Source organism: Tritonibacter mobilis F1926 (assembly GCF_000376545.2).
GTDB lineage: Bacteria > Pseudomonadota > Alphaproteobacteria > Rhodobacterales > Rhodobacteraceae > Epibacterium > Epibacterium mobile.
In genome coordinates this window covers 2212056-2238508 of sequence record NZ_CP015230.1, presented here as the reverse complement: position 1 = coordinate 2238508, position 26453 = coordinate 2212056, and the positions used below count along the sequence as shown (strand labels likewise).

Sequence of the window (26453 nt, the reverse complement as noted above, 5' to 3'; positions counted from 1 at the left end):
CGAATTCCTTCAATACACTAAGTATTGTCGAGGTATTTCTCTGTAGCGAAGCAAGTTTTTTGCAGCATAATTTGCCTTGCTAAACAGTGTTTCCCTTTAAAATCAGATAATAATCACATTGGGGAATAAAATTACTGAGGTTCTTGAAGTTTTTACATCTTCGCTATATTTAGAAAGGCGAACGAAAATGGAGACGGTGAGCGATGCCTAAAGACATCTTGCAGACTGAGACTGATAGCCCCCGAACTTGCCAGCCCCGCCTGCGCAAGCCAAACGCGACGGACGGGGCCGAAATCTGGGAGCTGGTCAAGGCCTGCGAGCCGCTCGACCGCAACTCCATGTATGCCAACTTGATCCAGGCGGATCACTTCCGCGACACCTGCGTGGTGGCGGAGCTTGATGGCGAAATCGTCGGCTGGATTTCCGGCCACATGATCCCGGGCGATGACGCGTTCTTCGTCTGGCAGGTCGCGGTGGGTGAAGCCGCTCGCGGCATGGGACTGGGCAAGAAGATGCTGAAGGCGCTGATCGCGCGTGATGGCATCAGCGACGCCGCCGTACTGAAAACAACCATCACCAAAGACAATGCGGCCTCCTGGGGCCTCTTCCGCAGCTTTGCCCGCGATATCGGCGGGGAGCTTAGCGACGAGCCGCATTTCGAGAAAGAGGCCCATTTCGACGGCGCGCATGACACCGAGCATATGGTGACCATCACTCTCGACAGTGATGCCAAGGTCCTGAAGCGCGCGGCCTGAACTCCTCTCCTCATCCAGAATTTATCTTATCCGAAAAGGATTCCCCCATGCCCAAAGACATGGAAACAAACTCGTCTATCTATAAGCGCCGCGAAAGCAATGCGCGCTCCTACTGCCGTTCGTTCACCGCGTCTTTCGATACCGCACGCGGGTCCGAGCTGTTCACCGAAGACGGCACCCTCTACATCGACTTTCTGGCGGGCTGTTCCTCGCTGAACTACGGCCACAACGACCCCGATATGAAGGATGCGCTGGTTGAGCACATCCTGAAGGACGGCATCACCCATGGTCTCGATTTTCATACCGAGGCCAAAGAAGCCTTCCTGCACAGCTTCAACGACCTGATCCTCACGCCGCGCGGCATGGATCACAAGGTGATGTTCACCGGCCCGACCGGCGCTAACGCCGTTGAGGCGGCGATGAAGATTGCCCGCAAGGTCACCGGCCGCACCAATGTGATTTCCTTCACCAACGGTTTTCACGGTGTGACCATGGGGGCGCTGGCAGCGACCGGTAACGGGTACCACCGTGGCGGCGCCGGCATGGACAAGGCGGGCGTAACGCGCATGCCATTTGAAGCCTATGCTGATGGTGTCGACAGTGCCGCACTGCTTGAAAAGATGCTCTCCGATCCATCTGGCGGCATCGACGCCCCGGCGGCGATCATGCTGGAAACCGTTCAGGGCGAGGGTGGCCTCAACGCGGCCTCTGCCGAGTTTGTGAAAAAGCTGGAACAGATCGCTCATGATCACGGGGCGCTGCTGATCATCGACGACATTCAGGCAGGTTGCGGTCGGACCGGCACCTTCTTCTCTTTTGAAGAAATGGGCGTGAAACCCGATATCGTCACCATGGCGAAATCGCTCTCCGGCTTTGGCTTGCCAATGGCGCTGGTTCTGGTGCGCCCGGAGCATGACGTCTTTGGCCCTGCCGAGCACAACGGCACCTTCCGCGGTAATACCCATGCCTTTGTGACCGCCCGCGTGGCGATCGAGAAGTTCTGGGCCGATGATGCCTTTAAAACAGAGCTCGCACGCAAGTCTGAGCTGGTTACGAGCGCCCTGCAAGAAGTGGCGAGCCACATCCCAGGCGCCTACCTCAAGGGCCGCGGTCTGATGCAGGGGGTGGATGTCGGATGCGGCGATCTGGCCGGTGATATCTGTGCGCGCGCCTATGAGCTGGGTCTCGTGGTGGAAACCTCCGGTCCGAATGACGAGGTGGTCAAGATCCTCGCACCGCTCACCACCTCCGAGCAGCTGTTCTGCGAAGGCTTTGCCATTCTCAGCACCGCCGCCCGCGAAGTGGCCGCTAAAACCAAAATTGCCGCGCAATAACTCGAAGACCGGAGACCAAGACCCATGATCGTACGCGATTTCAACGAACTGAAAAACACCGACCGCTCCGTCTCTGATGCGCGCTGGACCTCCACCCGCATGCTGCTGGCCGATGACGGGATGGGGTTCTCCTTCCACATCACCGTGCTGGAAGCGGGATCGGAGCATCAGTTCCACTACAAGCACCACTTCGAGAGTGTCTACTGCATGAAGGGCAAAGGCTCGATCACGGATATCGCCACCGGCGAGACCCATGAGATCAAGCCCGGCGTCATGTATGCGCTGAACCTGCATGACAAGCACATCCTGCGGGCTGAGGAAGAGCTGCACATGGCGTGCTGCTTTAACCCGCCGGTGACCGGCACCGAAGTCCATCGCGAGGACGGCTCTTATGCTCCTGCGGAGGAGCTGGCCTGAGAAACAGGTGACGCATGACACATACTGTTGAAAAAATTGGCGGGACCTCGATGTCCCGCGTGAACGAGCTGGCGGACACGCTGTTTACCGGCGGGCGCAAGGCGGATGATCTTTATGGTCGCGTCTTTGTGGTCTCCGCCTTTGGTGGCATCACCAATCTGCTGCTCGAACACAAGAAAACCGGTGAACCGGGCGTCTATGCCCGGTTTGCCGACGCCGAATCCGACCATGGCTGGCACGAGGCTCTGAGCCGCGTCGGCGACGAGATGCGCAAAGCCCATGAGGCGGTGCTCGACAATGCCGGTGATGTGGCGCAGGCAGATGCTTTTGTCTCTGAACGTATCGAAGGCGCTCGCAACTGCCTGATCGATCTGCAACGCCTGTGCAGCTACGGGCATTTTCGTCTGGCGGAACACATGCTGCAAATCCGCGAGCTGCTGTCGGGGCTGGGCGAGGCGCATTCCGCATTTGTCACCGCGCTCCTGCTGCAGCGCGTGGGGGTGAATGCCCGCTTTGTGGACCTGTCCGGCTGGCGTGACGAAGGTGATGTGACGCTGGAGGAACGTATTTCCGGTGCGCTCAACGACGTCGATCCCGCCACCGAGATGCCCATCGTCACAGGTTATGCGCAATGCGCCGAAGGTCTGATGCGCGAGTTTGACCGTGGCTATTCCGAGGTGACATTCTCCTGTTTAGCCGCCCTCACCGGCGCCAGCGAGGCGATCATCCACAAGGAGTTTCACCTCTCCTCCGCCGACCCGAAACTGGTGGGCGAAGGCGTTGCGCAAAAGCTCGGCCACACCAATTATGATGTGGCGGATCAGATGTCGAACATGGGGATGGAGGCGATCCACCCCAAGGCGGCCAAGACCCTGCGGCAGGCCGATGTGCCGCTGCGGGTGACCAACGCCTTTGAACCCGAAGATCCGGGTACATTGATCGACGATAAGCCCGCAGATACCCCAGCAGTCGAGATGATCACCGGGCTGGATATTATCGCGCTTGAGGTCTTTGAGCAGGATATGGTCGGGGTGAAGGGCTATGATGCCGCGATCCTTGAGGTGCTGACACGTCACGATGTGCGTATCGTTTCCAAAACCTCGAACGCCAACACGATCACCCATTACCTCGACACTTCGCTGACTGTCCTGAAACGGGTGGAGAAGGATCTGGCAAAGATTTACCCGAATGCGGAGATCTCCGCACGATTGCTGTCCATGGCCTCTGCGATTGGGCGCGATCTCAAGGGATTGTCGGTGCTGACACGCGGTCTTCAGGCGATTGCGGACGTGGGGCTGGCGAGCCTTGGGGCTTCGCAAGGGCCCCGCAATGTAGATGTGCAGTTCATCGTAGAGCGCGAAGACCTGAAACCGGTAATTGGTGCGTTGCACAAGGTGCTGGTCGAAGGCGTCTCAGCCAAGCAGGACAAGTCGATCAAAGCGGCAGCCTGACGCATGATTTAGCCGTCGTCTGACAGGGATGATGCAAAAAGGGGGTGCCAAGCGGCGCCCCCTATTTTGTTTCGGCCTACAGCGCTTCTTTTGCCAGCCCTTTGCCGAGGATCGGTCCGGTCGGTAGTCCGGTGGGAGAGCCGCCTGTTTGCTCAAACGTGATCTCATAGAGCTGTTCTGGCCCCGGCGGCGGCAATCCCTCCACCGCCAGTGCGGTGCCCCGGTTGTCCGCCAGCAGGCCAAGCGAGACCGGCGGGCCATCGTCCTCGGGTTTGGTCCAGACCTGCATGACCTGCCCTTCGGGCACTGCGGTCTGTCCCAGTAGGGTTACGCGGGTCAGGTTCTCTTCGGTGCCTTCGACCACGGCGACGGCCTCGCCTGTGGTGTCGTTGATCAGCACCGCGATGACCGTCGGGTCGGGGCGTGTCATCACCGACCATCCCAGCGCCAGAGCCAGCACAAGTGACGCCGCCAGCCCGGCACAGGCCGCGATGAACCAATTGCGTGGCGCACGCGGCTCGTTTGCGGGGAGGATCGTATCGGTCTCGGCATCGAACTGCGGCACGGAGCCGGGGACAATCGCTGTTGGAACCACGTCCAACTGGGCTGTGATCCGCGACCACATGTCATTGGGCAGCGCCTCGGGCGTAGCGGTGTCGTCCAGCTCTGAAAGCCGTGCGCGCGCCTGTTCTAACGCTGTTGCGACTTCGGGGTCGTGCAGCGCGCGCGCTTCAAGCTCGTCCGTCTCGGCCTCATCTGAAAGGCCAAGCGCAACTTCCATTGCCACATCTCTCAGGGATCGTTCATCACTCATGACAGGCACTCCCGCAAGGCGATTAGGCCACGCCGGACCCAGGCCTTAACAGACCCGAGCGGCGCCTGAAGGCGGCCAGATATCTCGCCGTGGGTATACCCGAGCACATAGGCCTGCAGGATGGCGATCCGTTTCGGCGGCTCAAGCCGGTCCAGACAACGGCGCAGATCGCTGTTTGCGTCCAACCTGCCATAGGCGTCCATCACGATATCCTCATCTTGCCGACGCTCCAGCGTCTCGGCATCTTCGGCGATCTCCCAGCTCTCCTTACGCAGCATCGTCAGGCATTGGTTGCGCAAAATAGTGGTCAGCCATCCCCGCGCCGCTCCGCGATTGGCGTCAAATTGATGCGCCTTGCGCCATAGCGAGACAAAGCACTCCTGCACTGCATCCTCTGCCAGATCACGCCGTCGCAACATCCGGATTGCAATGCCAAGTAGCCGCGACCCTTCTGTGTCCATGATCGCGCGGAGTGCCGCGCGGTCCCCCTCAGCGCAGGCTTTGATCCGCTCTGCCAGTTCGCTCACTCGCCTGTCCTCATCCCTATGGGCACTTAAACTGACGCCATCTTTCTAAGCCGGTTTTTGATCGCTGAGAGGAGGCATCGTCAGACGAAGCGTATTGCTGCGGACTCTGGCGGTCAATGCGATGATTTTTATTATATATCGAGAGCCGGGGGCGCAGGGAGTGGGTTCCTTGCGCCCCCGAAGCAACAATCCTACAGGCGATAAGTGCCCCAGGTGTACTCGTACTCACAAATACAACTATAGCACGAATTTATGTGGTGTGTGCAACTTTTGATTTCACATCGCGGTCATGAAAGTAATGTCACGCAATGGCGCATCGGCTCCTTTGATTTCCCAGCTCTCAAGGATCTTGCCGCTTTCGAGAGACACCGTATTCAGTGTGCTGCCTGCCGCCAGCCACGCAGTGTTATTGCCCTGCGCATCGGTTGCAATGTCAAACGCATAGGCCTCGGTGCCCTCGATACCCAGCTTGCCGATTGCCGCCAGCGTGCCATCGTTGGGCGAGGTCTGCTGGATCAGCGCCACGATGGTAGCATCAATGTCATACATCGCCGTCGCATCCGGCTGCCCGTAGGAGTTGATATAGGCCGCCGCGACGATCGCCGGAGCCTCGCCCGCGTGCATGTCTTTTTCCTCAAAGGCGAGCGAGCCATCCACGGTCACGGCACCGCTTTCGATGTCCACCCGGTGGTTGGTGGTGCCGCTCATGAAGCGCAGCTTGTTGGCCTTGGGGTTGAAGTCCACGATCACCGGTGCGCCCTCGGCGATCGGCAGTTCCTTGTCCATGGTGGAAATCACCGTGGCCTCGCCGGTCTTGGGGTCGATCTCCACGATGTCAAAGGTGGATGTGACGCCGATCAGCTGACCGGTGGCCGGACGCAGGTCGATGCCCAGCAGCTTGTCGACGCCCTTGACGGGCATTGAGCCGGTGACGCTGGCGGTTTCGGCATTGATCATATGCAGCATATTGTCGCCACTCAGCCCGATCGCCATCGGGGCGGCATGGTCGTCCGCCTGCGCCAACTGGGCGGTTGCGAAAATGGATGCGGTCACAAAAGCGGTCTTAAGGGAATGCATAAAAAGCTCCTCTCTGTTTGACTGAGGCACGGACCATCCGCGCACTGTCAGAGGGGAGACTCCGTCAGGGCCGCATTTGGATGCAGCATGGGGCAATTTTTTTTGGAAAAAGTTTTGGGCGGCGGGTCAGCTGGGCTGGGCGGCGTCCCCGATCCGGGTGATCGCCTGTATCTGTTCGGTGGCCAGCCGCAGCGCCGCGCCGGTGCAGGTCATCATGGCCGGCAGCACCATCCATTCCAGCGTCCACATCGCGCCGGAGCGTTCCTGCTCATGCACCATCGCCTGATGCATCAGGGGCAATTGGCCTGCGTTATAGAGCGCAAGGGTCACCAACAGTTCCGCCGTCACTGGGTTCTGTTTATGCGCCATGGCAGAGCTGCTGCCGCCGCCCTGTTGCGCCAGCGCATCCACGCCCTGCTGCGCCATCAGGCAGATGTCCTGACCGATCTTGCCGAGGCTGCCGGTCAGGGCCGAGAGCCAGCTGGCGTAGCCCGCCAGCCCGTCGCGCTCGGTGTGCCAGGCGCGGGCAGGGGCGCGCAGTCCCAGTTCGGCCGCCATGAGCCGGGCGATGGTGTCGCCATGCGGCTGGCTGCGCTGGCGATCTCCCACCGGACCGCCGAATTGCAACAGCTCCACCTCGGGGCGCAAGGCCTCCAGCCGTTTTGTATGGCGCAGCACCGGCGCGGCCCAAGTGGTGATCCGGTGCCCGGCAGTGATCGGCAGGGCCGCCTGCATCCGGGTCCGGGCCATCAGGGTATTTTCTCCCTGTGTTCGCCCCAGCGCCTCCAGCGCGGTGCTCAACGCCTCCAGCCGCGACAGGTAAATCGCGTTTGCCGCGCGGATCGCCAGCACCAGTGCGGTGTCGATCAGGTCCTGACTGGTGGCACCGGGGTGCACAGCGGCGGCAAGCTCCGCGCCCACATGCGCCTTGAGTTGCCTGACGTAACCGGGCACCGCCATGCCGTCTGTCTTCAGATCCGCTTGGAATGCCACCACATCGGTCGCGAACCCGGCCATCGCAGCCACTGCCCGCGCCGCAAAATCCGCTTTGATATGCCCGACCTCTGCCGCCGCGCGGGTCAGCGCGACCTCATAGGTGAGGAAGGCCTCTGCTGTCGCAGGACCACTGAACAGATACGTGATCTCATCATCGGCAAAGAGGCCGGCAAAATAGGGGTTGGTCGAGGTCAGCGGGTTCACAGGGCAGGCAGTCCTTTGAGGCGGGATAAGGAAACCAGATCAGCCGCGCAGAGGCACGTCAAGGATCTCTCGCGCCTGTTGCCAGGTGGCGACGGGGCGTTCGTATTTGTCGCACAGCTCCGCCGCGCGCCGGATCAGTGCCGCATTGGAGGGCGCAAGCGTCTGGCGATCCAGCCGCACATTGTCCTCAAGCCCGGTGCGCGTGTGCCCACCGGCGGCAATGGCCCATTCGTTTACGATCAGCTGGTTCGCCCCAATGCCCGCCGCACACCAATTGGCTTTCGGGGCGCGGCGTTTAACCAGATCGACATAGAGGTCAAAGACCTCCTTGTCGGCAGGCATCGCGTTTTTCACACCCATCACAAATTGCACATAGAGCTTGCCATAGAGCGCGCCCTCCTGATGCAGCCGGATGGCCTGCAGGATATGGCTGAGGTCAAAGGCCTCGACCTCCGGTGTGATGTGATGCGTTCGCATCTCGCCTGCCAGCCAGTCGACCAGATCCGGCGGGTTTTCATAGACCCGGGTGGGGAAGTTGTTCGACCCCACCGACAGGGAGGCCATGTCGGGCTGCAACGGCAGCATGCCGCCGCGCGTCTTGCCCGCGCCAGATCGCCCACCGGTGGAAAACTGGATAACCATGCCGGGGCAGTGTTTCTCCAGCCCTTCTTTCAGCGCCGCGAATTTTTCCGGATCAGAGGAGGGCGTCTGGTCGTCATTGCGCACATGGGCGTGGCAGATGCTGGCTCCGGCCTCAAACGCCTCATGAGCGCTCTCGATCTGTTCGGACACGATGATCGGCACCGCCGGATTGTTGGCCTTGGTGGGCAGCGAACCGGTGATCGCCACGCAGAGGATGCAAGGATTGCTCATGATCTGGCCTCAGATGTCGAAAAACACGGTTTCATTATGCCCCTGAAGGCGAATGTCGAAATGGATGTGCCCGTCGCCCTTATCCTCGCCAATCAGGGTTTTGACGCGGGTCTGATGTTCGATGCGGCTCAGGATCGGGTCGGCAGCATTGGCCTCCGCCTCGTCGGGGAAATACATCCGCGTGTGCAGGCCGAGGTTGATGCCCCGCGCCACGATCCAGAGCGTCACATGCGGTGCCTGCATGCGGCCATCGACAAAGGGCACCGCGCCAGGTTTGATCGTGTCAAAGGCAAACTCGCCCGTGGTCATATCCGAGGCACAGCGCCCCCAGCCGGTGAAGTTTGGATCTGCCGTGCCGCGCGTCTCGGCGGGGGAGCTGAACAGCCCGGCCGCATCCGGCTGCCAGATCTCGATCATCGCATCGCGCAGCGGCGTGCCAGTGCCGTCGATGACGCGGCCGGTGATGCGGATGCGCTGACCCTGCACGTCGCCGGTAATTATCTCATGGCCGAGGTCCTGCGGGTAGACGCCTTCGATCTCGGCGAAATTTGGCGTGCAGCCGATGTGGACATAAGGCCCGGCGGTCTGCGACGGGGATTCTTTCAGCCGCTCCAATGGTTGCACCATGGTCAAAGCCCCTCCATGCGGTTTTCAAACATCGTCTGGCGACGGCCGCGCAGGGTGATGTCGAACTTGTAGGCCCGCGCATCCATCGGCACCGTGCACGCCATGTCGAGCGCCGCCACGAGGCTCTCGATCCCCTCGCGGGTCGGGATGGTGTCGACGATGGGACAGTGCCAGATCAGCGGGTCGCCCTCGAAATACATCTGGGTGATCAGGCGCTGGGCAAATCCCGCACCAAAGATGGAAAAATGGATATGCGCCGGGCGCCAGTCGTTCATCGTATTGGGCCAGGGATAGGGGCCGGGCATAATGGTGCGGAACTCATAGAACCCCTGTTCGTCGCTGATGCAGCGCCCGCAGCCGCCGAAATTCGGGTCCAGCGGCGCCAGATAGCTTTCCTTCTTGTGGCGATAGCGCCCGCCCGCATTGGCCTGCCAGACCTCGATCAGTGCGCCCGGGACACCACGGCCAAACTCGTCGCGCACTTGCCCATGCACGATGATGCGCGGGCCGATCGCCATGCCGTCCCCCTTGGCAAAGTTCAGGATCAGGTCGTTGTCCCGCTCGCCCAGCATGTCGTGGCCAAAGACCGGCCCGGTTTCCTCGACCAAAGTGGTGGGAAAGGACAGCGGCGCATGACGCGGGCCGCGCGCCACGGAGGTCTTGTAGTCGGGTGTGATGCTGGGCGGATGCCAGCGCCGGTCGCGGTTTACATAGCCGTTGCTCATTTCTCGCCCGCCTCCTGTTCCATCGCGGCGTAAGTCTCCTTGGCCAGTTTCAGGGCGTGATTGGCGCGCGGCACACCTGCATAGATCGCCACATGCTGAAACGCCTCCTGCACGTCGGTTTTGCTCGCCCCCGTGCGCGCGGTGGCACGGATGTGCATGGGGATCTCGTCAAAGTTGCCTAATGCCGCCAGAAGCGCCAGCGTCAGCATGGAGCGTTCACGGTCGGAGACCCCGTCGCTGGCCCAGACATTGCCCCAAGCGGTTTCTGTGATCAGCGTCTGGAACGGCGCGTCAAAGGCGGTTTTCTTCGCCTCGGCCCGGTCCACGTGGTCATCGCCCAGGATTTTGCGGCGGATTTTCATGCCGGTGATATAGCGGTCGCTTTGGGGCTGTTTAGACATGGCCCAACTCCTCCAGGAACTCCAATAGCGCCCCGGCATAGGCCTCGGGTGCCTCGACACAGGGCAAATGGCCCGTGTCCTCGATCACGGTGAACGCGGCGTCGGGGATCAGGTCGATGGTGGCCTCCACCAGCGCGGCAGGGCTGGCGCCATCCGCACTGCCCGCGATGCCAAGGGTCGGTTGGCGCAGGGCTTTGGTGGTCTCGCTGAGGTCTGCGCCCGCAATGGCCTGACAACAGGCGATGTAGCCGGCCTGTGGTGTGCGCTCCAGCATATGCCGCCACGGAAGATGCGCGTCACTGCTCAGGAAATCGGGTGCGAACCAGCGCTCCATCACCGCATCCGACAGGGCCGCAATGCCGCCTGCGTTGATGGCGGCGATCCGGTCCTGCCACATCTGCGCCTCGCCCATTTTGGCTGCGGTGTTGGACAGCACCAGCGCCGAGATCCGCTCCGGTGCACGGGTCGCCAGAGATTGCGCAATCATGCCGCCGATGGACAGGCCGACAAAGGTACAAGTCTCAACACCCAGATGATCCAACAGCTCCAGCGTATCATTGGCGAGATCGTCGATGGAATAGGGCCCTTTGGGGCAGGAGCTGAGGCCATGGCCGCGCTTGTCATACCGGATCAACCGCAGATGTTTGGGCAGGCGGTCGATCACCGCATCCCAAAGCCGCAGATCCGTGCCCAGCGAGTTGGCAAAGACCACCGCTGGCCCGTTTGGGTCGCCATCCGCGCGCCAATGCAGCGTGGCATGTGTCAGTCGCGCCGCCTGCATCAGTAGGGCAACCCGACGTAATTGGTCGCCAGCACCCGCTGCGCATCCTCGTTGTCACGCAGGAAGGCCAGTTCCGCCGCCTGCATTTTTACATCAAACGGGCTTTGATCCGGGAACCGATGCAACAGGGAGGTCATCCACCAGCTGAACCGCTCCGCCTTCCAGACCCGGGCAAGCGCCTTTTCGGAATAACGATCCAGCCCCTCGCTGTCCTTGTCCTGATAAAACCGCAGCAGCCCAGTATAGAGGTAATGCACGTCAGAGGCGGCGGTGTTCAGACCCTTCGCCCCGGTGGGCGGCACGATATGGGCGGCATCACCGCAGAGGAACAACCGCCCCCAGCGCATCGGCTCGCTCACAAACGACCGCAGCGGCGCGATGGATTTCTCGATTGAGGGAGCTGTCACCAACGCCTCGGCGACCTCGGCGGGCAGGCGGCGGCGCAGCGTGTCCCAGAATCGCGTGTCGGTCCAGTCGCCGACGTCATCACCCAGCGAACACTGCACGTAATAGCGGCTGAGGTTGGCATTGCGCATCGAACAGAGTGCAAAGCCGTCCTCGGAATTGGCATAGATCAGCTCGTCGTTCACTGGCGGGGTTTCCGACAGGATGCCGAGCCAGCCGAAGGGGTAGACCTTTTCATATTCGGTGCGCACGGAGGCCGGAATGGTGCGGCGGCTGACGCCATGGAACCCGTCACAACCGGCGATGAAATCACAATCAATACGCTGTTCCCGCCCGTCCTTGTGGAAGGTCACATAGGGCGTATCGGTGTCCGCATCGTGGATGGCGGCATCCGCCACGTCAAAGATCGTCTGTGCGCCGACCTTCTCGCGCGCCTCATAGAGGTCGCGGGTGACTTCTGTCTGGCCGTAAAGGATCACCGATTTGCCGATGAGTTGCTTGAAATTGATGCCGAACATCCGGTCATTGTGGGCGATCTGCGTGCCTTCATGATGAAAGCTCTCACGCTCCAGCCGTGCGCCGACGCCCGCCTTGTGCATCAGTTCGACCATGCCCTGTTCGAGGATGCCGGCCCGAATACGGCTCAGCACATGCGCTTTGGTGCGGCGTTCCAGCACGATGGCGTCAATGCCATTGAGATGTAAGAGCTGCCCTAAAAGCATCCCCGACGGGCCACCGCCGACAATCACAACCTGTGTGCGCATGAAACTCTCCTCCTGTTGAAATGGAGGCTATCATGCGATTTCTGCATTCAAAAATGAGTATTTCGGAAATATAGATACCAATATGGTAAACTATAACCTCTCCCGACTGGTCAAAATCCGGCACATGCAATGTCTTTTGGAGGTCGTGTCATGCGGGAGCCTCAAAGCAGCGGGCGAGCGATTACATCTGACGCAGCCTGCGATTTCGCGCACGCTAAAAGAACTGGAAGAGATCCTCGGGACAACGCTGTTATTGCGCAGTCGGGCCGGAGTTGAGCTGACCGAAGCGGGTGAGGTTTTTGCGCATTTTGCCCGGATGAGTCTCGCGGCGCTCGATCATGGGTTGGAAAGCATTGACAGAACACGCGGCGGCATCCTGAAGCAGGAGGTGAAGGTCGGTGCGTTGCCCAGCGTTGCAGCGGGGCTGATGCCCAAAGTGGCTGAAGGGTTTCAACGACTCGCGCCAGAAGCCGTTCTGCGGCTGTCGGATGGGCCGCATGGCATGCTGATTGACATGCTGCGCAACGGTGCGGTGAGCATGGTGATTGGTCGGATGGGGGACCCCGCTTCTATGCAGGGGGTGTCTTTTACTCAACTCTACACGGAAGAGGTGGTGTGCGTGGTCAGACCAGACCATCCGTGCCTCGCAGCGCCGGATCTCGACGATCTGTCTCGCTGGCCAGTGATATTTCCGCCGACCACGGCCGCCATTCGCCCGCAGGTGGAGCGCTGGTTGATCAGTCACGGATTGTCAGAACCGGCGCAGCGCATTGAGACTGTCTCGGGTGCCTTTGCACGCGTCTATACTCGAGACACGGACGCGATTTGGATGATTTCACATGGGGTCGTGCGCAATGAACTCTCGGACGGGCGGTTGATCCGCCTGCCGTTTGACACATCTCTTACAAAGGGTCCGGTCGGGTTGATGCAGCGCCAAGATGCTGAGCCCACACCACTAGAGAGTCTCTTTGTCAAAGCACTGCATGCGGCGATTGTCTCGGTTGGGTATGATGTGAGTTGAAGCAGGGGCGCTGCCCCTCGAGCCGTTCGGCTCTCACCCCGGAGGTATTTGAAAAAAGGTGAATAGAACGTGGTTTTTTGGTGAAAAACGACGCAAGTGATCGAAACGGCACTGGGGATGAAACAGTGCTCTCAGTGCCGTGATCTGGTGTGATTGGTGTGTCACGGTTGTTCCGAGGATAGATTTATTTTTATATTATTCAGGCTGTTATGGGAAATATGAGATTTTTCATGATCTTTTGTGACGCATTTCACAGAGGACGCGTAGTTGTGTTTGTATAAGACTGGGCAAGGGTCGCTTGAAAACGGCGACCACAACACTCAAATGGGCTGATCTTGAAGTCCTTGCAAATTCGAAAGGGACAGTTCTGATGGCAAATTATGCAAATCTTCCCGCCCCATCTCCCGAAGGTGGGCTGAACCGCTACCTGCAGGAAATCCGCAAATTCCCGCTGCTGGAGCCGGAAGAGGAATATATGCTGGCCAAGCGCTGGGTCGAAGAGCAAGACACTGAGGCGGCGCATAAAATGGTCACCTCCCACCTGCGTCTCGCAGCTAAAATCGCGATGGGCTATCGCGGCTATGGGCTGCCGCAAGCGGAGGTGATTTCCGAGGCCAACGTCGGTTTGATGCAAGCGGTGAAGCGCTTTGACCCTGAAAAAGGCTTTCGGCTGGCCACCTACGCAATGTGGTGGATCCGTGCCTCGATTCAGGAATATATCCTGCGGTCCTGGTCTCTGGTGAAGCTTGGCACCACCTCTGCACAAAAGAAGCTGTTCTTCAACCTGCGCAAGGCAAAGGCCCGTATCGGTGCGCTGGAAGACGGCGATTTGCGCCCAGAAGCGGTGAAGAAGATCGCAACCGACCTTGGTGTGACCGAGGATGAGGTGATCTCGATGAACCGCCGGATGTCCGGTGGGGATGCATCTCTCAATGCGATGGTCGGCGGCGATGGTGATAGCACCATGCAGTGGCAGGACTGGCTCGAGGATGAGGGTGCCGACCAAGCTGGAGATTACGAGGCCCAAGACGAGTTGCAGGCGCGCCGCGAGCTTTTGGCGGAGGCAATGAGCGTTCTAAATGATCGCGAGAAAGATATTCTGACACAGCGTCGTCTGGCAGATCAGGCCAAGACGCTGGAAGAGTTGAGCGTTCAGTACGACGTGAGCCGCGAGCGTATCCGGCAGATCGAAGTGCGCGCGTTTGAGAAGTTGCAAAAGAAGATGCGCGAATTGGCTGCTGGCAAAGGGATGTTGCAGCCCGTCTGAGCCGCCACTCGCAGAAATTGTCCAATGATGCGCCTTTCTCCCTCGGCGCGGACATGGAAAGGGGTCACCCATCAGGGTGGCCCCTTTTGTGTTGGGACTACGCAGATTGTAGAGGCGCAGAGATAATCTGGGGGAGGGCTGGCTGGCTCGGTTGCGCGCGTGAGCATTCCCCAAATTTCAAAAAGAAGTTCTTGGTTGATCGGGCGGGCAGCTGGACATGCCAAAGTAAGGCAGTGGTCGGACTGAGCTTGCGAATGATCTGCCTGAATAGCGCTGCGGTGCTGGCGACGTATCTGCGTGGCGGGCAGCAGCGCGGACTGCTTTATGCTGGCTTGATGACATGGGGAGCTGGCTTTGCTTGCGATCTGGCTGGGACCCGAAGGTGCCTTGCTGGATGGCTTGCTGCTGGCGGCCTGTTCATCTGGCTTGCTGCAGTTGAATTCTTTTTATCCTTTGATCTGAGAGGCGTCAACGAGAAAATTCAACAAAATCAAATACTTGACTATTGTTATCGGGATTAAGTTCCTGACTTTTGAAGTCAGATTTGAGTTGCAAGGAAAAATCCTTGCAACTCAATAGCGTGAGGTCAGTTTCAAAAACGGATTGCCGTTAGTCGAGGCAGGCCCGAACGACGCGGAGCATATTGCCGCCCGCGATCTTGCGGATTTGTGTCTCGCTCAGGCCCTCATCGAGCATCGCCTGCGTAAGCGCGGCAAGCTCTGAGGTGTCAAAAGCCGTCTTAACCGAGCCATCAAAGTCAGAACCAAGCGCGACATGATTCTCGCCGACCACCTCAATTGCACTGCGTATCGCCTTCGCAACGCCTGCGGGGGAGGTGTCACAAACCGCGTTCGCCCAGTAGCCGATTCCAATCACACCACCGGTCGCGGCGATGTCGCGCATCAGGTCATCAGGCAGGTTGCGTTTGACCGGGCAAGCCTTGTGGATGCCGGTATGCGACAGCACCAAGGGGACGTCAGTCATGGCAATCACATCACGCACCACCTGCGGACTTGAATGCGCAACGTCAAGGATCAGCCCTTGCTCAACAGTGGCGGTGACAACGGCACGACCAAAGTCAGTGAGGCCATGATCTCCAGTCCCATGCAAAGAACCCCCAAGCGCATTGTCAAAGAAATGCTGCAGCGCGATCAGCCTGTATCCCGCATCCACCAGCCCCTGCAGCTTATCGAGATCGCCCTCGAGCGGGTGAGCCCCTTCAATGCCAAGCAGACCACCGACCACGTCCTCACCTGCGCGTTTCAGGTCCAGCAGGGCATCCAGATCGGCTTCGGTGCGGATGATCCGCAGGCGCCCGTCAGATCGTTCCTGAAATCGATGCAGCTTTTTTGCTTGATGTAGTGCGCGTTCATAAAGGGAGGTCCATGTGGGGACTGGCCAAAGCTGCCCGATCGCAAGCAGGGTGATGTTGTCCCGTGCGTCAGCCTCATTCTCGTGGATATTCTGTCCCGCCGGTGATTTGGTCACGGCGGTGAAGACCTGCAGCGTGACGTTGCCTTCAATGAGGCGGGGAATATCCATCTGCCCGCGCGTGTTGCGCTTGGTGAGGTCGCGTTTCCACAGCAGCGGATCTGCGTGCAGATCACCAATCACCAGACTGTTGTGCAGGGTGCGCGCGGCGTCGCTGACGGCGTAGGGGGCATGCTCAATAACCGGATTGCGCTGCTTGTCGAGGTAGGCAGGCGCGAACACAAAAAACGCAAGGATGGCCAAAGCGCTGATAACCAACAGCCGTCTGAACCATCTAGCAAGAGTTGCCATTGATAAGATCCTCATGAGGGTTTTGAGGACAGGCTACGACAAGATATCGCAAGTTCAACCCTATGCGTCATTCCAGATGTATTGCGCGATGTTTGCTGAAGCGCCGTTATATGGCTACTGTGAGCGCAAACACTGTAAGGTTGGGATCGTGGGAGGCCTAAAATGACGAAACCTGTGCGCTGGGGCATTCTGGGTGCGGCAAAGTTCGCGCGTGAACATATGGGCCCGGCTATTCACGCCGCCAATGGGGCGGAGCTTGCGGCGCTTGCGACCTCCAGCGCGGAGAAGGCGGCTCCGTTTCAGGCCTTTGCGCCGGGAATTGGAGTCCACCAGGGTTATGAGGCGCTGCTGGCGGATCCCTCAATCGATGCGGTTTACATCCCGCTCCCCAATCACCTGCATGTTGAATGGGCGATCAAGGCCATGCAGGCGGGAAAACATGTTCTGGTGGAAAAGCCAGCCGCGCTGCGCGAAGCGGAGTTCGATCAGCTGATTGCAGCGCGAGATGAAGCGGGCGTGCTGGCGGCAGAGGCCTATATGATTGTGCACCACCCGCAGTGGCAACGCGCGCGTGAACTTGTGCAATCCGGCGCGCTTGGGCAGGTCAAACATGTATCAGGTAAATTCTCTTTCGATAACCGGGCCGATGTCGACAATATTCGCAACAGACCAGAAACCGGGGGCGGTGCGTTGCGAGACATTGGCGTTTATGTCTTTGGATCAACGCGATTTGTGACAGGTGAAGAGCCGCAAGAGATCAGCGCGCAGATCGAATGGGAAAACGGTGTTGATGTGCTGTCAAACGTACAGGCAAAGTTCCCGAGTTTCCTTTACACAGCCTACGTGAGCACCCGTCTTCAGCCTTATCAAGAGATGGCATTTCACGGAGACAAAGGGGTGTTGCGCCTGACCGCACCGTTTAATCCCCGCGTCTTTGGCGAGGCACGACTGGAGTTACATCAGTCGTCCCATGCGGGAGGTTCTGGACGGATGAGCGAGGAGCGTTTCCCGGTCGCAGACCATTACAAGCTACAGGTGGAAGCCTTCGGGCGCAGTTTGCGCGAAGGCGTGGCCTACCCATGCCCGCTGGAGTTCTCGCGCGGAACCCAAGCGATGATCGACGGTGTGTTCAAGGTTGCAACCGATCTTTGATCGGCGGGCAAATCGCACCAGTTTATCTCTGTATCTGGCCTCCTGCGGGAGGCCGGTGCTAACATCTTACTCCGAGATACGTGAGGGTGGCTTAGATGGCGGGTGGCTGGGCAAAAGATGGCGCGGTGAGTGAGCAGATTGAGGCATCAATCTCGGACGAACTTGCACGGCTCAAGTCCCGTCCGGCATTGCAAGGCGAGAGCCTCACACATTGTGCAGATTGCGAAGAAGAAATCCCTGTGGCCCGGCAACGTGCGATACCGGGTGTGAAACTCTGTATCGAGTGCCAGCAGGAACGCGATGGTACGTTGAAAGCCCGTGGTGGGATCAACAGGCGCGGCAGCAAAGACAGCCAATTGAAATAAGGATAAGGGGTGGTTTCACGCCTTTGCCAATGGCAGGCGCATCACGTGTTGCGGGCCCGCTAACCCACCTTCATAGATCTCGCCCGTGTCGACAAAACCGGCCCCAAGGTAGCTTCGGACTGCGATTGGATTGCGCAGGTTTACGGTCAGAACCAAGGCTTGTGCTGCGGGGTACAATTTGCGCAATGCAGCCGGTAACGCTTGCAAGGTGGCTTTGCCCAGACCGCGTCCTTGTTGGCGATGGTCAATCATGAAGGCCCTCAGCCCCAGATCCCCCGCGCGTGCGAAGCTATAGGTGCGCGGAAACTTCAGATCTATTTTGAAGAACCCAACGGCTTTGTTCGCTGCGAGTATCGCATAGAGGTCGAGGTCGTCTTCAACCGCAGCGAAAGCCATATCGACCGTGCCGCAATAGACGATCTGCTCAGGGGCGACCTCGATATGGCGGACCAGATCATGGTCGGACCGGCCTAGTCGCAAGAAGTTTATGTTCGATTCTACTGCCATACTGACGCAAAGATGCATAAAAAACGCCCGCCGTCACGACGCGGCGGGCGTTTCTAGGCGCGAGAAGCGGATTGCCGCGCTCCTCTCGAAGTGGGGGAGGTGTTAGTCCTCCATCGCTTCCAGCTCGTCAATGAGGCCGGAGATCATCGACAGACCCTTGTCCCAGAATTTCGGATCGGAGGCGTCCAGACCGAACGGCGCTAGCAGCTCTTTGTGGTGCTTGGAGCCACCCGCTTTCAGCAGGTCGAAATACTTGTCCTCAAACCCCTCGGCCCCTTCGGCGTAGACCGAGTAGAGCGCATTCACCAAGCCGTCGCCAAAGGCATAGGCATAGACGTAGAAGGGCGAATGCACGAAATGCGGGATATAGGCCCAGAAGGTCTCGTAGCCTTCCATGAAGTCAAAGCCTTCGCCCAGAGATACCGCCTGAACGCTCATCCATAGGGCGTTGATGTCCTCGGGCGTCAATTCACCCTCGGCGCGGGCGGCGTGCAGTTTGCACTCGAAGTCGTAAAAGGCGATCTGGCGCACAACCGTGTTGATCATGTCCTCGACCTTGCCAGCGAGCAGCACCTTGCGCTCTTCTTTAGTCTTGGCCTTCTCCAGCATTTTGCGGAAGGTCAGCATCTCGCCAAACACGGATGCGGTTTCCGCCAGCGTCAGCGGTGTCGAGGACAGCATTTCGCCCTGATCGGCGGCCAGCACCTGATGCACGCCGTGGCCCAGCTCATGCGCCAGTGTCATCACGTCGCGCGGTTTGCCGAGGTAGTTCAGCATCACATAGGGGTGCACATTGGTGACGGTCGGGTGGGCAAAAGCACCGGGAGCCTTGCCGGGCTTCACGCCCGCGTCGATCCAGCCTTTGTCAAAGAAGGGCTGCGCCAGCTCGCCCATGCGCGGATCAAAGGCCGCGTAGGCTTCCATCACCGTGGCGCGCGCTTCGTCCCAGTCGACAATGCGGGTTGTTTCCATCGGCAAGGGCGCGTTGCGGTCCCAGACCTGCATGCGGTCCAGACCAAGCCATTTGCGCTTCAGCTCGTAATAGCGGTGGCTGAGCTTGGGGTAGGCGGCCACGACAGCCTCGCGCAGGGCCTCGACCACCTCGGGTTCGACGTCGTTCGACAGGTGGCGCCCCATCTGCGGGCTGGGCATGCCGCGCCAACGGTCGATGATCTCTTTCTCCTTGGCCTGCGTGTTGTGCACGCGGGCAAAGATCTTGATGTTGTCGGCAAAGACGCGGGCGAGCTCGCGCGCGGCGGCCTCGCGCTTGCTGCGGTCCTGTTCGGTCAGGAAGTTGAGCGTCGCCTCGATGCCCAGCTCCTCGCCGTCGATCTCAAACGTGAGGCCGGCGATGGTCTCGTCAAAGAGTTTTTCCCAGGCGTCGCCAACGATGCCCAAGTCATGCATGAACCGTTCCAGTTCGTCCGAAAGCTGATAGGGCTTCATGGCGCGGATGCGGTCGAACACCGGCTTATAGCGGGCGAGATCGGCATTGGCGGCAAACAGCGCGTCCAGGGTCGCATCCTCGATCCGGTTGATCTCCAGCGTGAAGAACACCAGCGGCGTGGTGAAGACGGTAACCTTTTCCTGAACGTCGGACAGGAATTTAGCACGATCGGCGTCGGTGGTCAGTTGGTAGTAGCGCAGGCCTGCATAGGACATGATGCGACCGGCGATATTGTTGATTTTCTCATTGCGGTGCACGCAGGTTAACAAGCCATCGGCGTCGAGATCGGCGAGCTTTCCCTCATAATCCGCGGCAAAACCTGCACACTCTTTTTGTAGCCAATCGAGATCGCGGGACAATTCCGGCGCATCTTCGCCTGTGTAAAGATCGCTCAGGTCCCATTCCGGCAATTTGCCAAGATCTCCGGATCCGGAAGAGGCATTGGCGTCGCGTACGGGGAAGGGGAGTTGGAACATAGGACCTCCGTCTGGTGGCTGAATGGGCGTGGAAGCGGTCTAGGAGAACGCCGCGGTGGCCCGTGTATCGGTTCCTCAAACACTTAGGTCCCAGAACCCGGAGGCACAAGCGCAGAGCGGGTGGGTTGCGTAGAAACCTCTGAGAGGTGTTTCGCTTCGGGCTTCGCCCGAAACGACCAGCGCCGCGCACCCTGTGGGTGCGCGGCGCTGGTCATCTGTTCAGATCTTTTACCCGCCTATAGAGGGTTTACGTCATTGAGTTAATTTATGTTTCTTGAAGTGGGTGGCAATGGCATCGCAGACACGGGTTCGGATGTGGAGTTGCTCCATCAGAATTTCATGCTGTGCCTCAGGGACCAGATCCAATGTCCCCGATGGCCAGCGCGTCATTCGATCATGCACGGCTTCGGTGGAGACGATCTGCTCGTTTTCGCCCAAGAACGTAACACAGGGCACATCTGGAGAGGGTTTTTCACGCAAGGCGGCGCATTCAATCATCGCCTGTGCCAACCACTGGATTGTGGGACCTCCCAAAACGAGATCCGGTTTTTTCGCCATCTGCAGCTGTAAAAACGCGTACATATCCGCGTCTGTGGTCAGCGTGTTGCCTTCAAACGGGGTGACCTGAACGTATTGTTCGATGGTGGTTGTGGGGACCAGCTTTTCACTGAGCCCAAGCGCCGCCCCAAATCGCGCCAGCAAACGGGCCGCAGGACGCAACGCGAAGGGAATGCGAATGCCCCACATGGGCGCAGTAAAGGCGCAGGCTGCGACCGGCAGCCCCTCGTATAGCGCGCGCAGGCCAATGGCGCCGCCCATGGAATGGCCAATCAGATACCATGGCTGTGGCAGATCAAGCGTTCTGGCATGATCCATCAGCGCGGCGACATCCTGCTGAAAATCATCAAAATGATCGACATGGCCGAGCCGTCGATCTGCCAGCGCACGGTCAGCCAGCCCCTGTCCGCGCCAGTCCACTGCCAGCACGGCAAAGCCACGCTCGGTCATGTCTGATGCAAAGGGGCCGTATTTTTCAATATATTCGGTGCGGCCGGGAAACATCAGGATTGTGCCCAGTGCCTCACTTGTTGGTCGCCAATGGCCTGCGCGAATACGCTGGCCATCGCGGGTGGCCAGCCAATGGGCCTCGCCACCATCCGGGCCGCGCGCGATCTCAGTGAAAAACGGCGCGGGGGAGGTCTCTGCCATTGGCTGATCCTTCATCGTCGTCAGGCCAGCGCTTGTGCCAGCTGCATTGCGACGCCCATGTCGCCGTCAATGGTCAACTTGCCGCCCATAAAGGCCGCCGTCGGGTTGAGTTCGCCGGAGAGGATCTCCTGAAAGGTCTCTGCATCTGCAGTCATGGTGACCTCCGCCTCTTCGTCCCCGACGCGCGCGCCATTGGCGTCAAGAATGATGGAACCCATCCCGGTGATTTCGAACTTGGCAGAGCTTTCAAAACCGCCATCCATCTTCTCGTTCAGCGTTGCGGCTGCCTGTTCCAGAGTGTCGCTCATAACTGTCTTTCCTGTGTAGGGGGCCGTGCCTGCGCACAAAACCGTGAATCCTGTGGTCCGGGCACTGGTAATTCGGCCCTGTGCCGTTACCCTTTGCACTATGGGCAGAACTTGCACGAATCTCAAAGCTATCGTGGCGGCAATCTCTTTGGTCGTCATCCCCTGTTTGCCCTCAATTTTGGCGGCGCAGTCAGGGGCGAACCTCTCTGCGCTGAGCGAGGCGGAGCTTTTGGAACGTCTTGAGGACGCCGACCCGACAGACGCAGCAGCGGTGGAGCGGGAATTACAGGCCCTTTGGAGCAAGAGCGGTTCTGCTGCCATGGATCTTTTGTTGCGCCGGGGGCGCGATGCGATGGAACGGCAGGATTGGCAGGCGGCGATAGAGCACCTGACTGCGCTTACGGATCATGCGCCCGATTTTGCAGAGGGCTGGTCTGAGCGGGCGCGTGCTTTTTTCCACGCAGAGCTGTTTGGCCCCGCAGTTGCCGATCTGGAGCGTGCCTTGGCCTTGAACCCAAACGACTACAACGCCATCTTCGGGCTTGGGCAGGTGTTTGAGTTCTTTGGAGATCCAGAGCGCGCTTATGCTGCTTACGAGCGGGCCAAGGCTATACATCCGTATCATGAGGAAGTAACCAAGGCTCTGGATCGTCTGTCCACAGTGGTGGGCGGGCAGGCACTTTAACGAGGTCTGCAAACGGGTGATCCCTGATTTTATTCCCTGATGTCAGGCCGTTGAGTCGCATTCAGGCGCGTGGAGATTGATGCAATGACTTCTGCATCCCGGGTTGTGGCCGTCCTCGGCCCGACCAATACAGGCAAGACCCACTACGCCATTGACCGTATGCTTGGATATCGGACCGGGATCATGGGCTTCCCGCTGCGTCTGCTTGCGCGTGAAGTTTACGATAAAATCGTAAAGCTACGTGGCCCTTCGGTTGTGGCATTGGTGACCGGCGAGGAACGTATCGTGCCGCCACGCGCGCAGTATTGGATCTGCACGGTGGAAGCGATGCCCGAGGGTATGGGCTGTGATTTCCTCGCGATTGACGAAATCCAGCTCTGTGCCGATCCTGAGCGCGGTCATGTCTTTACCGACCGTCTGTTGCGGTCCCGCGGTTTGAACGAGACGCTGTTTCTGGGCGCGGATACCATGCGCGGGCCGATTTCGGCACTGGTGCCGGGTGTCGAGTTCGTGCGCCGCGAACGGATGTCGGAACTGGTCTATGCAGGATCAAAAAAGATCTCCCGCATGCCACCGCGAACGGCCATTGTGGGTTTCAGCGTCGATAGTGTGTATGCCATCGCCGAGTTGATCCGCCGTCAAAAGGGCGGCGCTGCGGTGGTGATGGGCGCACTGTCGCCCCGCACACGAAATGCGCAGGTGGCGCTCTATCAAAACGGCGAGGTGGATTACCTCGTGGCCACGGACGCGATTGGCATGGGGTTGAACCTCGATGTGGATCACGTTGCTTTTTCGTCGACCTCAAAATTTGATGGCCGCAGGATGCGCCCGCTTGCGCCTAACGAGCTGGCACAGATTGCAGGTCGTGCTGGCCGAGGGATGAGTCATGGCAGCTTTGGCGTCACGGGTGATGCACGTCCGCTCGACGAGGGGGTTGCGCAGGCGATCATGGATCATCGCTTTACGCCACTGCAAAAACTGAACTGGCGCTCTGCGGAGCTGCGGTTTGGCACGATTGAGGCACTGATTGCCTCGCTCGAATCAAGTCCCAACCATGAAGTACTGATCAAGGCGCGTGAGGCCGATGATCTGATGGCGCTCAAATCGCTGGCGCAGGATGCGGCAATTCGCGACAGGGCCAGTGATGCGGCAACGGTACGTCTTTTGTGGGATGTCTGCCGCATACCCGATTTCCGCGGCATCAGCCATGCAGAGCATTCCTCGCTGCTCAGCGGGATCTTTGGTTATCTTCAGGACGGTGGAGTGGTGCCGGATGAGTGGTTCTCTCGCCAAATTCGACGACTTGACCGTACGGAAGGTGATATTGACACATTGTCGAAACGCTTGGCGTTTATCCGCACATGGACCTATGTCGCGCAGCGAAACGGTTGGTTGCGTGACGAAAGTCATTGGCGGGAAGAGACCCGCACTGTAGAAGACAGGTTGTCTGACGCCTTGCATGAGCGTCTTACGCAACGATTTGTGGACCGGCGCACATCAGTTTTGCTGCGGCGGCTCAAACAGAAGGAGGCCCTTTTGGCCGAAGTAAATGACCAGGGTGAAGTCACCGTCGAAGGCGAATTCGTCGGTAAGCTTGAAGGCTTCCGGTTCTCGCCGGACAAAACCGCGCAGGGCGCAGAAGCCAAGGCGCTGAAATCGGCGTCCTTGCAAGCGCTCGCTCCGCAGTATCATCTGCGCGCGGACCGGTTCTACAACGCACCCGATACTGAAATTGATTACACCGATCAGGGCGGCCTGATGTGGGGTGAGCACGCGGTCGGCAAACTTGTTGCCGGTGCGGATGCGCTTTCTCCGCAAATCGAGGTTTTTGTCGATGAGACTGCAGGGCCAGATGTGGCCCAAAAGGTCGAACGCCGTCTGCAACATTTCATCTCTCGCAAGATTCAGGCGCTGTTTGAGCCTCTGATCAACCTGCAAAAAGATGAGGCACTGACCGGGCTTGCTCGTGGCTTTGCCTTCCGCATGGTTGAGGGGCTGGGCATTCTGCCCCGTGCCGGCGTTGCGCAGGAAGTGAAAGATCTGGACCAGGATGCCCGTGGTGCGCTGCGCAAACACGGCATTCGATTCGGTCAGTTCACCATCTTCATGCCGCTGCTGCTGAAACCTGCACCGACTCGCCTGCGCTTGCTGTTGTGGTCGCTTGCAAATGGTCTGCAGGAATTCCCAGAGGCACCACCTCCGGGTCTGGTCACCGTGCCCTCCATGCCGGATGCGCCCGAAGGCTATGACACGATGGCAGGCTATCGTTCCGCAGGCCAGCGCATGATCCGTATCGACATGCTGGAGCGTCTGGCTGATCTGCTGCGCAACGAAGACAGCCGCGGGGGCTTTGAGGCCAAACCCGATATGCTGTCGATCACCGGTATGACGCTGGAGCAGTTCTCTGACCTGATGCAGGGCCTTGGCTACCGCGCCGAAAAGGGCGAACGGGTTAAGGTCAAAGCTGTTGATGAGGTCGTGAAGGACGGCGGCACCCCCGCAGCGGACCAACCGGTTATGGATGCAGCTGCTGAGGCTGAAAACACCCCAGCGGCAGCGCCTGTCGAGGGTGCTGCGACAGATGCACCGGCTGATGTTCCCGAAGGCACTGCAGAGATCGCCGATGAAGGTGTTGCACCCGTTGCAGCAGAACCTTCTGACGCTGATGTCGCTGAGCCGATTGCCGAGACCGCTGAGACGGAAACCCCTGTGGGTGAGGCCGCAGACGCTGCTGTGGAGGAACCTGAGATTGAGGTGTTCTACACCTTCACTTGGGGACGCAATAACCGTCAGGGCAATAACGCACGCGGTCAGCGCCGTGGTGAGGGCCGTGGCGCTAAAGCGGATGGCGCCGGGCGGGGCAAGCCGCGCAGCGGGGGCAAACCGCAAGGCAAACCCGGTGGCAAAAAAGGCGGTCGCCCGGATCGCGGTGGCGACAAGGGCGGCAAAACCTATTCTGCGCGCCCGCCCAAGAAGGAAAAGCAGATCGATCCCGATAATCCCTTTGCGGCAGCTCTTATGGGGCTGAAGCAGGGCGATTGATCTCGCGATGAGCGATCACGCGGACAAGATGCGGGTCGACAAGTGGCTGTGGCATGCGCGGTTTTTCAAAACCCGCTCGCTGGCGGCCAAACAAGTCGGCGCCGGTCATGTCCGCGTGAATGGCTCCAAGGTCTCAAAGCCCTCTCAGAACGTCGCTGTTGGTGACGTTCTGACCTTCTCTCAGGGGCATCAGGTGCGCGTCGTACGCATCCTTGCGCTCTCTGAACGGCGCGGACCTGCGCCCGAAGCCCAGACATTGTACTTCGATATGACAGAGAAGCAGGACAAACCGCCTGCCAATCCGAAATACGAAGGAAAAGGTCGCCCGGATAAGAAAGAGCGCAGGGCGCTTGGTCTTACTCGTGTCTGGGAGGGGCATTGACGGCTTGAAGCCGTTGCTCTTGTGGATTAGCTAATCGCCCAGACACTTGAAACGGGATCCAAGCCAAGATGACCTACGTCGTTACGGACAATTGTATTGCTTGCAAGTACACCGATTGCGTCGAGGTATGCCCGGTTGACTGTTTCTACGAGGGTGAGAACACATTGGTGATCCACCCCGATGAATGCATCGACTGTGGCGTATGCGAGCCGGAATGCCCCGCCGACGCGATTCGTCCGGACACCGAGCCGGATATGGATCAGTGGGTGGAGTTTAACCGCAAGTATGCCGAACTCTGGCCGGTCATCGTATCCAAAAAGGATCCGATGCCGGGATATGAGGAGCGTGACGGCGAAGAGGGCAAACTGGAGAAGTATTTCTCCGAAGCTCCGGGTGAGGGCGGCTAAGCTCTGCCATGTCGCGCGATATAATTGCGCGAATTCGACGTGAAACGCCGCGCTAGGCCTCACAATGACGTGCTCTCCGCCTTTCGGAGGGCGCGTTTTTATGCTATATTCTATCGATGAAATGAAACACGTAGAATACCGCCTGCCGTGATGACCCACACTAAGATGGGTCTCTTGGTGGGTTTTCTGCGCCGAACCGACACCCGGCGGGCATAGTTTATGCTCCGCGAGGGTCCTCTTTGGCGTAGCCAA

Annotated in this window: 28 protein-coding genes; 13 read left to right on the top strand and 15 right to left on the bottom strand. The window is 59.3% G+C overall.

Going from position 1 to position 26453, the window contains the following annotated elements; all coding sequences use genetic code 11:
* Nucleotides 1–203: 203 nt before the first annotated feature.
* From ectA to K529_RS10635, 4 genes are read left to right on the top strand one after another with little or no spacing between them, the layout of a single operon-like run.
* Nucleotides 204–755: a diaminobutyrate acetyltransferase gene (ectA, locus tag K529_RS10650; protein WP_005620958.1), complete on the top strand. Its 552-nt coding sequence runs from the start codon at nucleotides 204–206 to the stop codon at nucleotides 753–755.
* A 47-nt stretch (nucleotides 756–802) separates the two neighbouring features.
* The gene (gene ectB / locus K529_RS10645; RefSeq protein WP_005620960.1) at nucleotides 803–2089 is read left to right on the top strand and encodes a diaminobutyrate--2-oxoglutarate transaminase; all 1287 of its coding nucleotides are present in this window, start codon (nucleotides 803–805) and stop codon (nucleotides 2087–2089) included.
* Between the two features lie 24 nt (nucleotides 2090–2113).
* The gene (locus tag K529_RS10640) at nucleotides 2114–2506 is read left to right on the top strand and encodes an ectoine synthase (protein WP_005620964.1); all 393 of its coding nucleotides are present in this window, start codon (nucleotides 2114–2116) and stop codon (nucleotides 2504–2506) included.
* A gap of 14 nt (nucleotides 2507–2520) precedes the next feature.
* Nucleotides 2521–3957, top strand: a complete 1437-nt coding sequence (locus tag K529_RS10635; protein WP_005620967.1) for an aspartate kinase — start codon at nucleotides 2521–2523, stop codon at nucleotides 3955–3957.
* Between the two features lie 76 nt (nucleotides 3958–4033).
* Here K529_RS10635 and K529_RS10630 read toward each other — a convergent pair whose 3' ends face one another.
* The 10 genes from K529_RS10630 to pobA all read right to left on the bottom strand — a co-directional run bounded on the left by K529_RS10630 (nucleotide 4034) and on the right by pobA (nucleotide 12151).
* A complete protein-coding gene (locus K529_RS10630; RefSeq protein ID WP_046002621.1) occupies nucleotides 4034–4771 on the bottom strand; it encodes an anti-sigma factor in 738 nt (245 codons plus the stop codon).
* Nucleotides 4768–5298, bottom strand: a complete 531-nt coding sequence (locus K529_RS10625) for a sigma-70 family RNA polymerase sigma factor (RefSeq protein WP_005630402.1) — start codon at nucleotides 5296–5298, stop codon at nucleotides 4768–4770. Before K529_RS10625 ends, K529_RS10630 begins: the two co-directional genes overlap by 4 nt.
* A gap of 276 nt (nucleotides 5299–5574) precedes the next feature.
* Nucleotides 5575–6375: a DUF4394 domain-containing protein gene (locus K529_RS10620; RefSeq protein ID WP_005630405.1), complete on the bottom strand. Its 801-nt coding sequence runs from the start codon at nucleotides 6373–6375 to the stop codon at nucleotides 5575–5577.
* Between the two features lie 126 nt (nucleotides 6376–6501).
* Nucleotides 6502–7575 carry a 3-carboxy-cis,cis-muconate cycloisomerase gene (locus K529_RS10615; protein ID WP_046002622.1) on the bottom strand — a complete coding sequence of 358 codons (1074 nt, stop codon included), beginning with the start codon at nucleotides 7573–7575 and terminating at the stop codon, nucleotides 6502–6504.
* A 39-nt stretch (nucleotides 7576–7614) separates the two neighbouring features.
* Nucleotides 7615–8448 carry a BKACE family enzyme gene (locus K529_RS10610; protein WP_005662604.1) on the bottom strand — a complete coding sequence of 278 codons (834 nt, stop codon included), beginning with the start codon at nucleotides 8446–8448 and terminating at the stop codon, nucleotides 7615–7617.
* Nucleotides 8449–8457: 9 nt separating this feature from the next.
* Nucleotides 8458–9075, bottom strand: coding sequence for a protocatechuate 3,4-dioxygenase subunit alpha (gene pcaG, locus K529_RS10605; RefSeq protein WP_005662605.1), 618 nt, complete (start codon nucleotides 9073–9075; stop codon nucleotides 8458–8460).
* Nucleotides 9076–9077: 2 nt separating this feature from the next.
* The gene (pcaH, locus tag K529_RS10600; RefSeq protein WP_005630135.1) at nucleotides 9078–9800 is read right to left on the bottom strand and encodes a protocatechuate 3,4-dioxygenase subunit beta; all 723 of its coding nucleotides are present in this window, start codon (nucleotides 9798–9800) and stop codon (nucleotides 9078–9080) included.
* Nucleotides 9797–10201 (bottom strand): 4-carboxymuconolactone decarboxylase, encoded by a 405-nt coding sequence (gene pcaC, locus K529_RS10595; RefSeq protein ID WP_005630132.1) that lies wholly within the window; start codon nucleotides 10199–10201, stop codon nucleotides 9797–9799. Before pcaC ends, pcaH begins: the two co-directional genes overlap by 4 nt.
* The gene (gene pcaD / locus K529_RS10590) at nucleotides 10194–10982 is read right to left on the bottom strand and encodes a 3-oxoadipate enol-lactonase (RefSeq protein WP_005630130.1); all 789 of its coding nucleotides are present in this window, start codon (nucleotides 10980–10982) and stop codon (nucleotides 10194–10196) included. The genes pcaC and pcaD overlap by 8 nt, the downstream gene beginning before the upstream one ends.
* Nucleotides 10982–12151 (bottom strand): 4-hydroxybenzoate 3-monooxygenase, encoded by a 1170-nt coding sequence (gene pobA / locus K529_RS10585; RefSeq protein WP_005630128.1) that lies wholly within the window; start codon nucleotides 12149–12151, stop codon nucleotides 10982–10984. Before pobA ends, pcaD begins: the two co-directional genes overlap by 1 nt.
* Before the next feature lie 82 nt (nucleotides 12152–12233).
* Between pobA and pcaQ the strand changes: the two genes are divergently transcribed.
* The 3 genes from pcaQ (at nucleotide 12234) to K529_RS10570 (ending at nucleotide 14960) form a co-directional block, all read left to right on the top strand.
* On the top strand, nucleotides 12234–13172 hold the full coding sequence (pcaQ, locus tag K529_RS10580) for a pca operon transcription factor PcaQ (RefSeq protein WP_005630126.1): 939 nt from the start codon (nucleotides 12234–12236) through the stop codon (nucleotides 13170–13172).
* Between the two features lie 370 nt (nucleotides 13173–13542).
* Entirely contained in the window at nucleotides 13543–14439 is an 897-nt protein-coding gene (gene rpoH / locus K529_RS10575) for an RNA polymerase sigma factor RpoH (protein ID WP_005630124.1), read from the top strand.
* 254 nt (nucleotides 14440–14693) lie between these two features.
* Nucleotides 14694–14960: a hypothetical protein gene (locus tag K529_RS10570; protein WP_005630122.1), complete on the top strand. Its 267-nt coding sequence runs from the start codon at nucleotides 14694–14696 to the stop codon at nucleotides 14958–14960.
* An 88-nt stretch (nucleotides 14961–15048) separates the two neighbouring features.
* On the opposite strand, the gene K529_RS10565 is transcribed toward K529_RS10570, so the two are convergent.
* Entirely contained in the window at nucleotides 15049–16221 is a 1173-nt protein-coding gene (locus tag K529_RS10565; RefSeq protein WP_005630120.1) for a dipeptidase, read from the bottom strand.
* A 162-nt stretch (nucleotides 16222–16383) separates the two neighbouring features.
* Between K529_RS10565 and K529_RS10560 the strand changes: the two genes are divergently transcribed.
* Nucleotides 16384–17373: a Gfo/Idh/MocA family protein gene (locus K529_RS10560; RefSeq protein WP_005630118.1), complete on the top strand. Its 990-nt coding sequence runs from the start codon at nucleotides 16384–16386 to the stop codon at nucleotides 17371–17373.
* Nucleotides 17374–17468: 95 nt separating this feature from the next.
* Nucleotides 17469–17738 carry a DksA/TraR family C4-type zinc finger protein gene (locus K529_RS10555; protein ID WP_005630114.1) on the top strand — a complete coding sequence of 90 codons (270 nt, stop codon included), beginning with the start codon at nucleotides 17469–17471 and terminating at the stop codon, nucleotides 17736–17738.
* Nucleotides 17739–17753: 15 nt separating this feature from the next.
* Here the strand turns inward: K529_RS10555 and K529_RS10550 are convergent, their stop codons facing one another.
* From K529_RS10550 to K529_RS10535, 4 genes are all read right to left on the bottom strand, one after another.
* Nucleotides 17754–18245: a GNAT family N-acetyltransferase gene (locus tag K529_RS10550; protein WP_046002637.1), complete on the bottom strand. Its 492-nt coding sequence runs from the start codon at nucleotides 18243–18245 to the stop codon at nucleotides 17754–17756.
* Between the two features lie 102 nt (nucleotides 18246–18347).
* Entirely contained in the window at nucleotides 18348–20168 is a 1821-nt protein-coding gene (locus tag K529_RS10545) for a M3 family oligoendopeptidase (protein ID WP_046002623.1), read from the bottom strand.
* A 252-nt stretch (nucleotides 20169–20420) separates the two neighbouring features.
* Nucleotides 20421–21377 (bottom strand): alpha/beta hydrolase, encoded by a 957-nt coding sequence (locus tag K529_RS10540; RefSeq protein ID WP_046002624.1) that lies wholly within the window; start codon nucleotides 21375–21377, stop codon nucleotides 20421–20423.
* A 20-nt stretch (nucleotides 21378–21397) separates the two neighbouring features.
* A complete protein-coding gene (locus K529_RS10535; RefSeq protein WP_005606065.1) occupies nucleotides 21398–21685 on the bottom strand; it encodes an SCP2 sterol-binding domain-containing protein in 288 nt (95 codons plus the stop codon).
* Between the two features lie 133 nt (nucleotides 21686–21818).
* Here K529_RS10535 and K529_RS10530 point away from each other — a divergent pair, with 133 nt between their 5' ends.
* The 4 genes from K529_RS10530 to fdxA all read left to right on the top strand — a co-directional run bounded on the left by K529_RS10530 (nucleotide 21819) and on the right by fdxA (nucleotide 26201).
* The gene (locus tag K529_RS10530; protein WP_005606061.1) at nucleotides 21819–22370 is read left to right on the top strand and encodes a tetratricopeptide repeat protein; all 552 of its coding nucleotides are present in this window, start codon (nucleotides 21819–21821) and stop codon (nucleotides 22368–22370) included.
* An 84-nt stretch (nucleotides 22371–22454) separates the two neighbouring features.
* A complete protein-coding gene (locus K529_RS10525; protein WP_005606058.1) occupies nucleotides 22455–25412 on the top strand; it encodes a helicase-related protein in 2958 nt (985 codons plus the stop codon).
* A 7-nt stretch (nucleotides 25413–25419) separates the two neighbouring features.
* Nucleotides 25420–25794 carry an RNA-binding S4 domain-containing protein gene (locus K529_RS10520; protein ID WP_005606055.1) on the top strand — a complete coding sequence of 125 codons (375 nt, stop codon included), beginning with the start codon at nucleotides 25420–25422 and terminating at the stop codon, nucleotides 25792–25794.
* A gap of 68 nt (nucleotides 25795–25862) precedes the next feature.
* A complete protein-coding gene (gene fdxA, locus K529_RS10515) occupies nucleotides 25863–26201 on the top strand; it encodes a ferredoxin FdxA (RefSeq protein ID WP_005606051.1) in 339 nt (112 codons plus the stop codon).
* The last annotated feature ends 252 nt before the right edge of the window (nucleotides 26202–26453 follow it).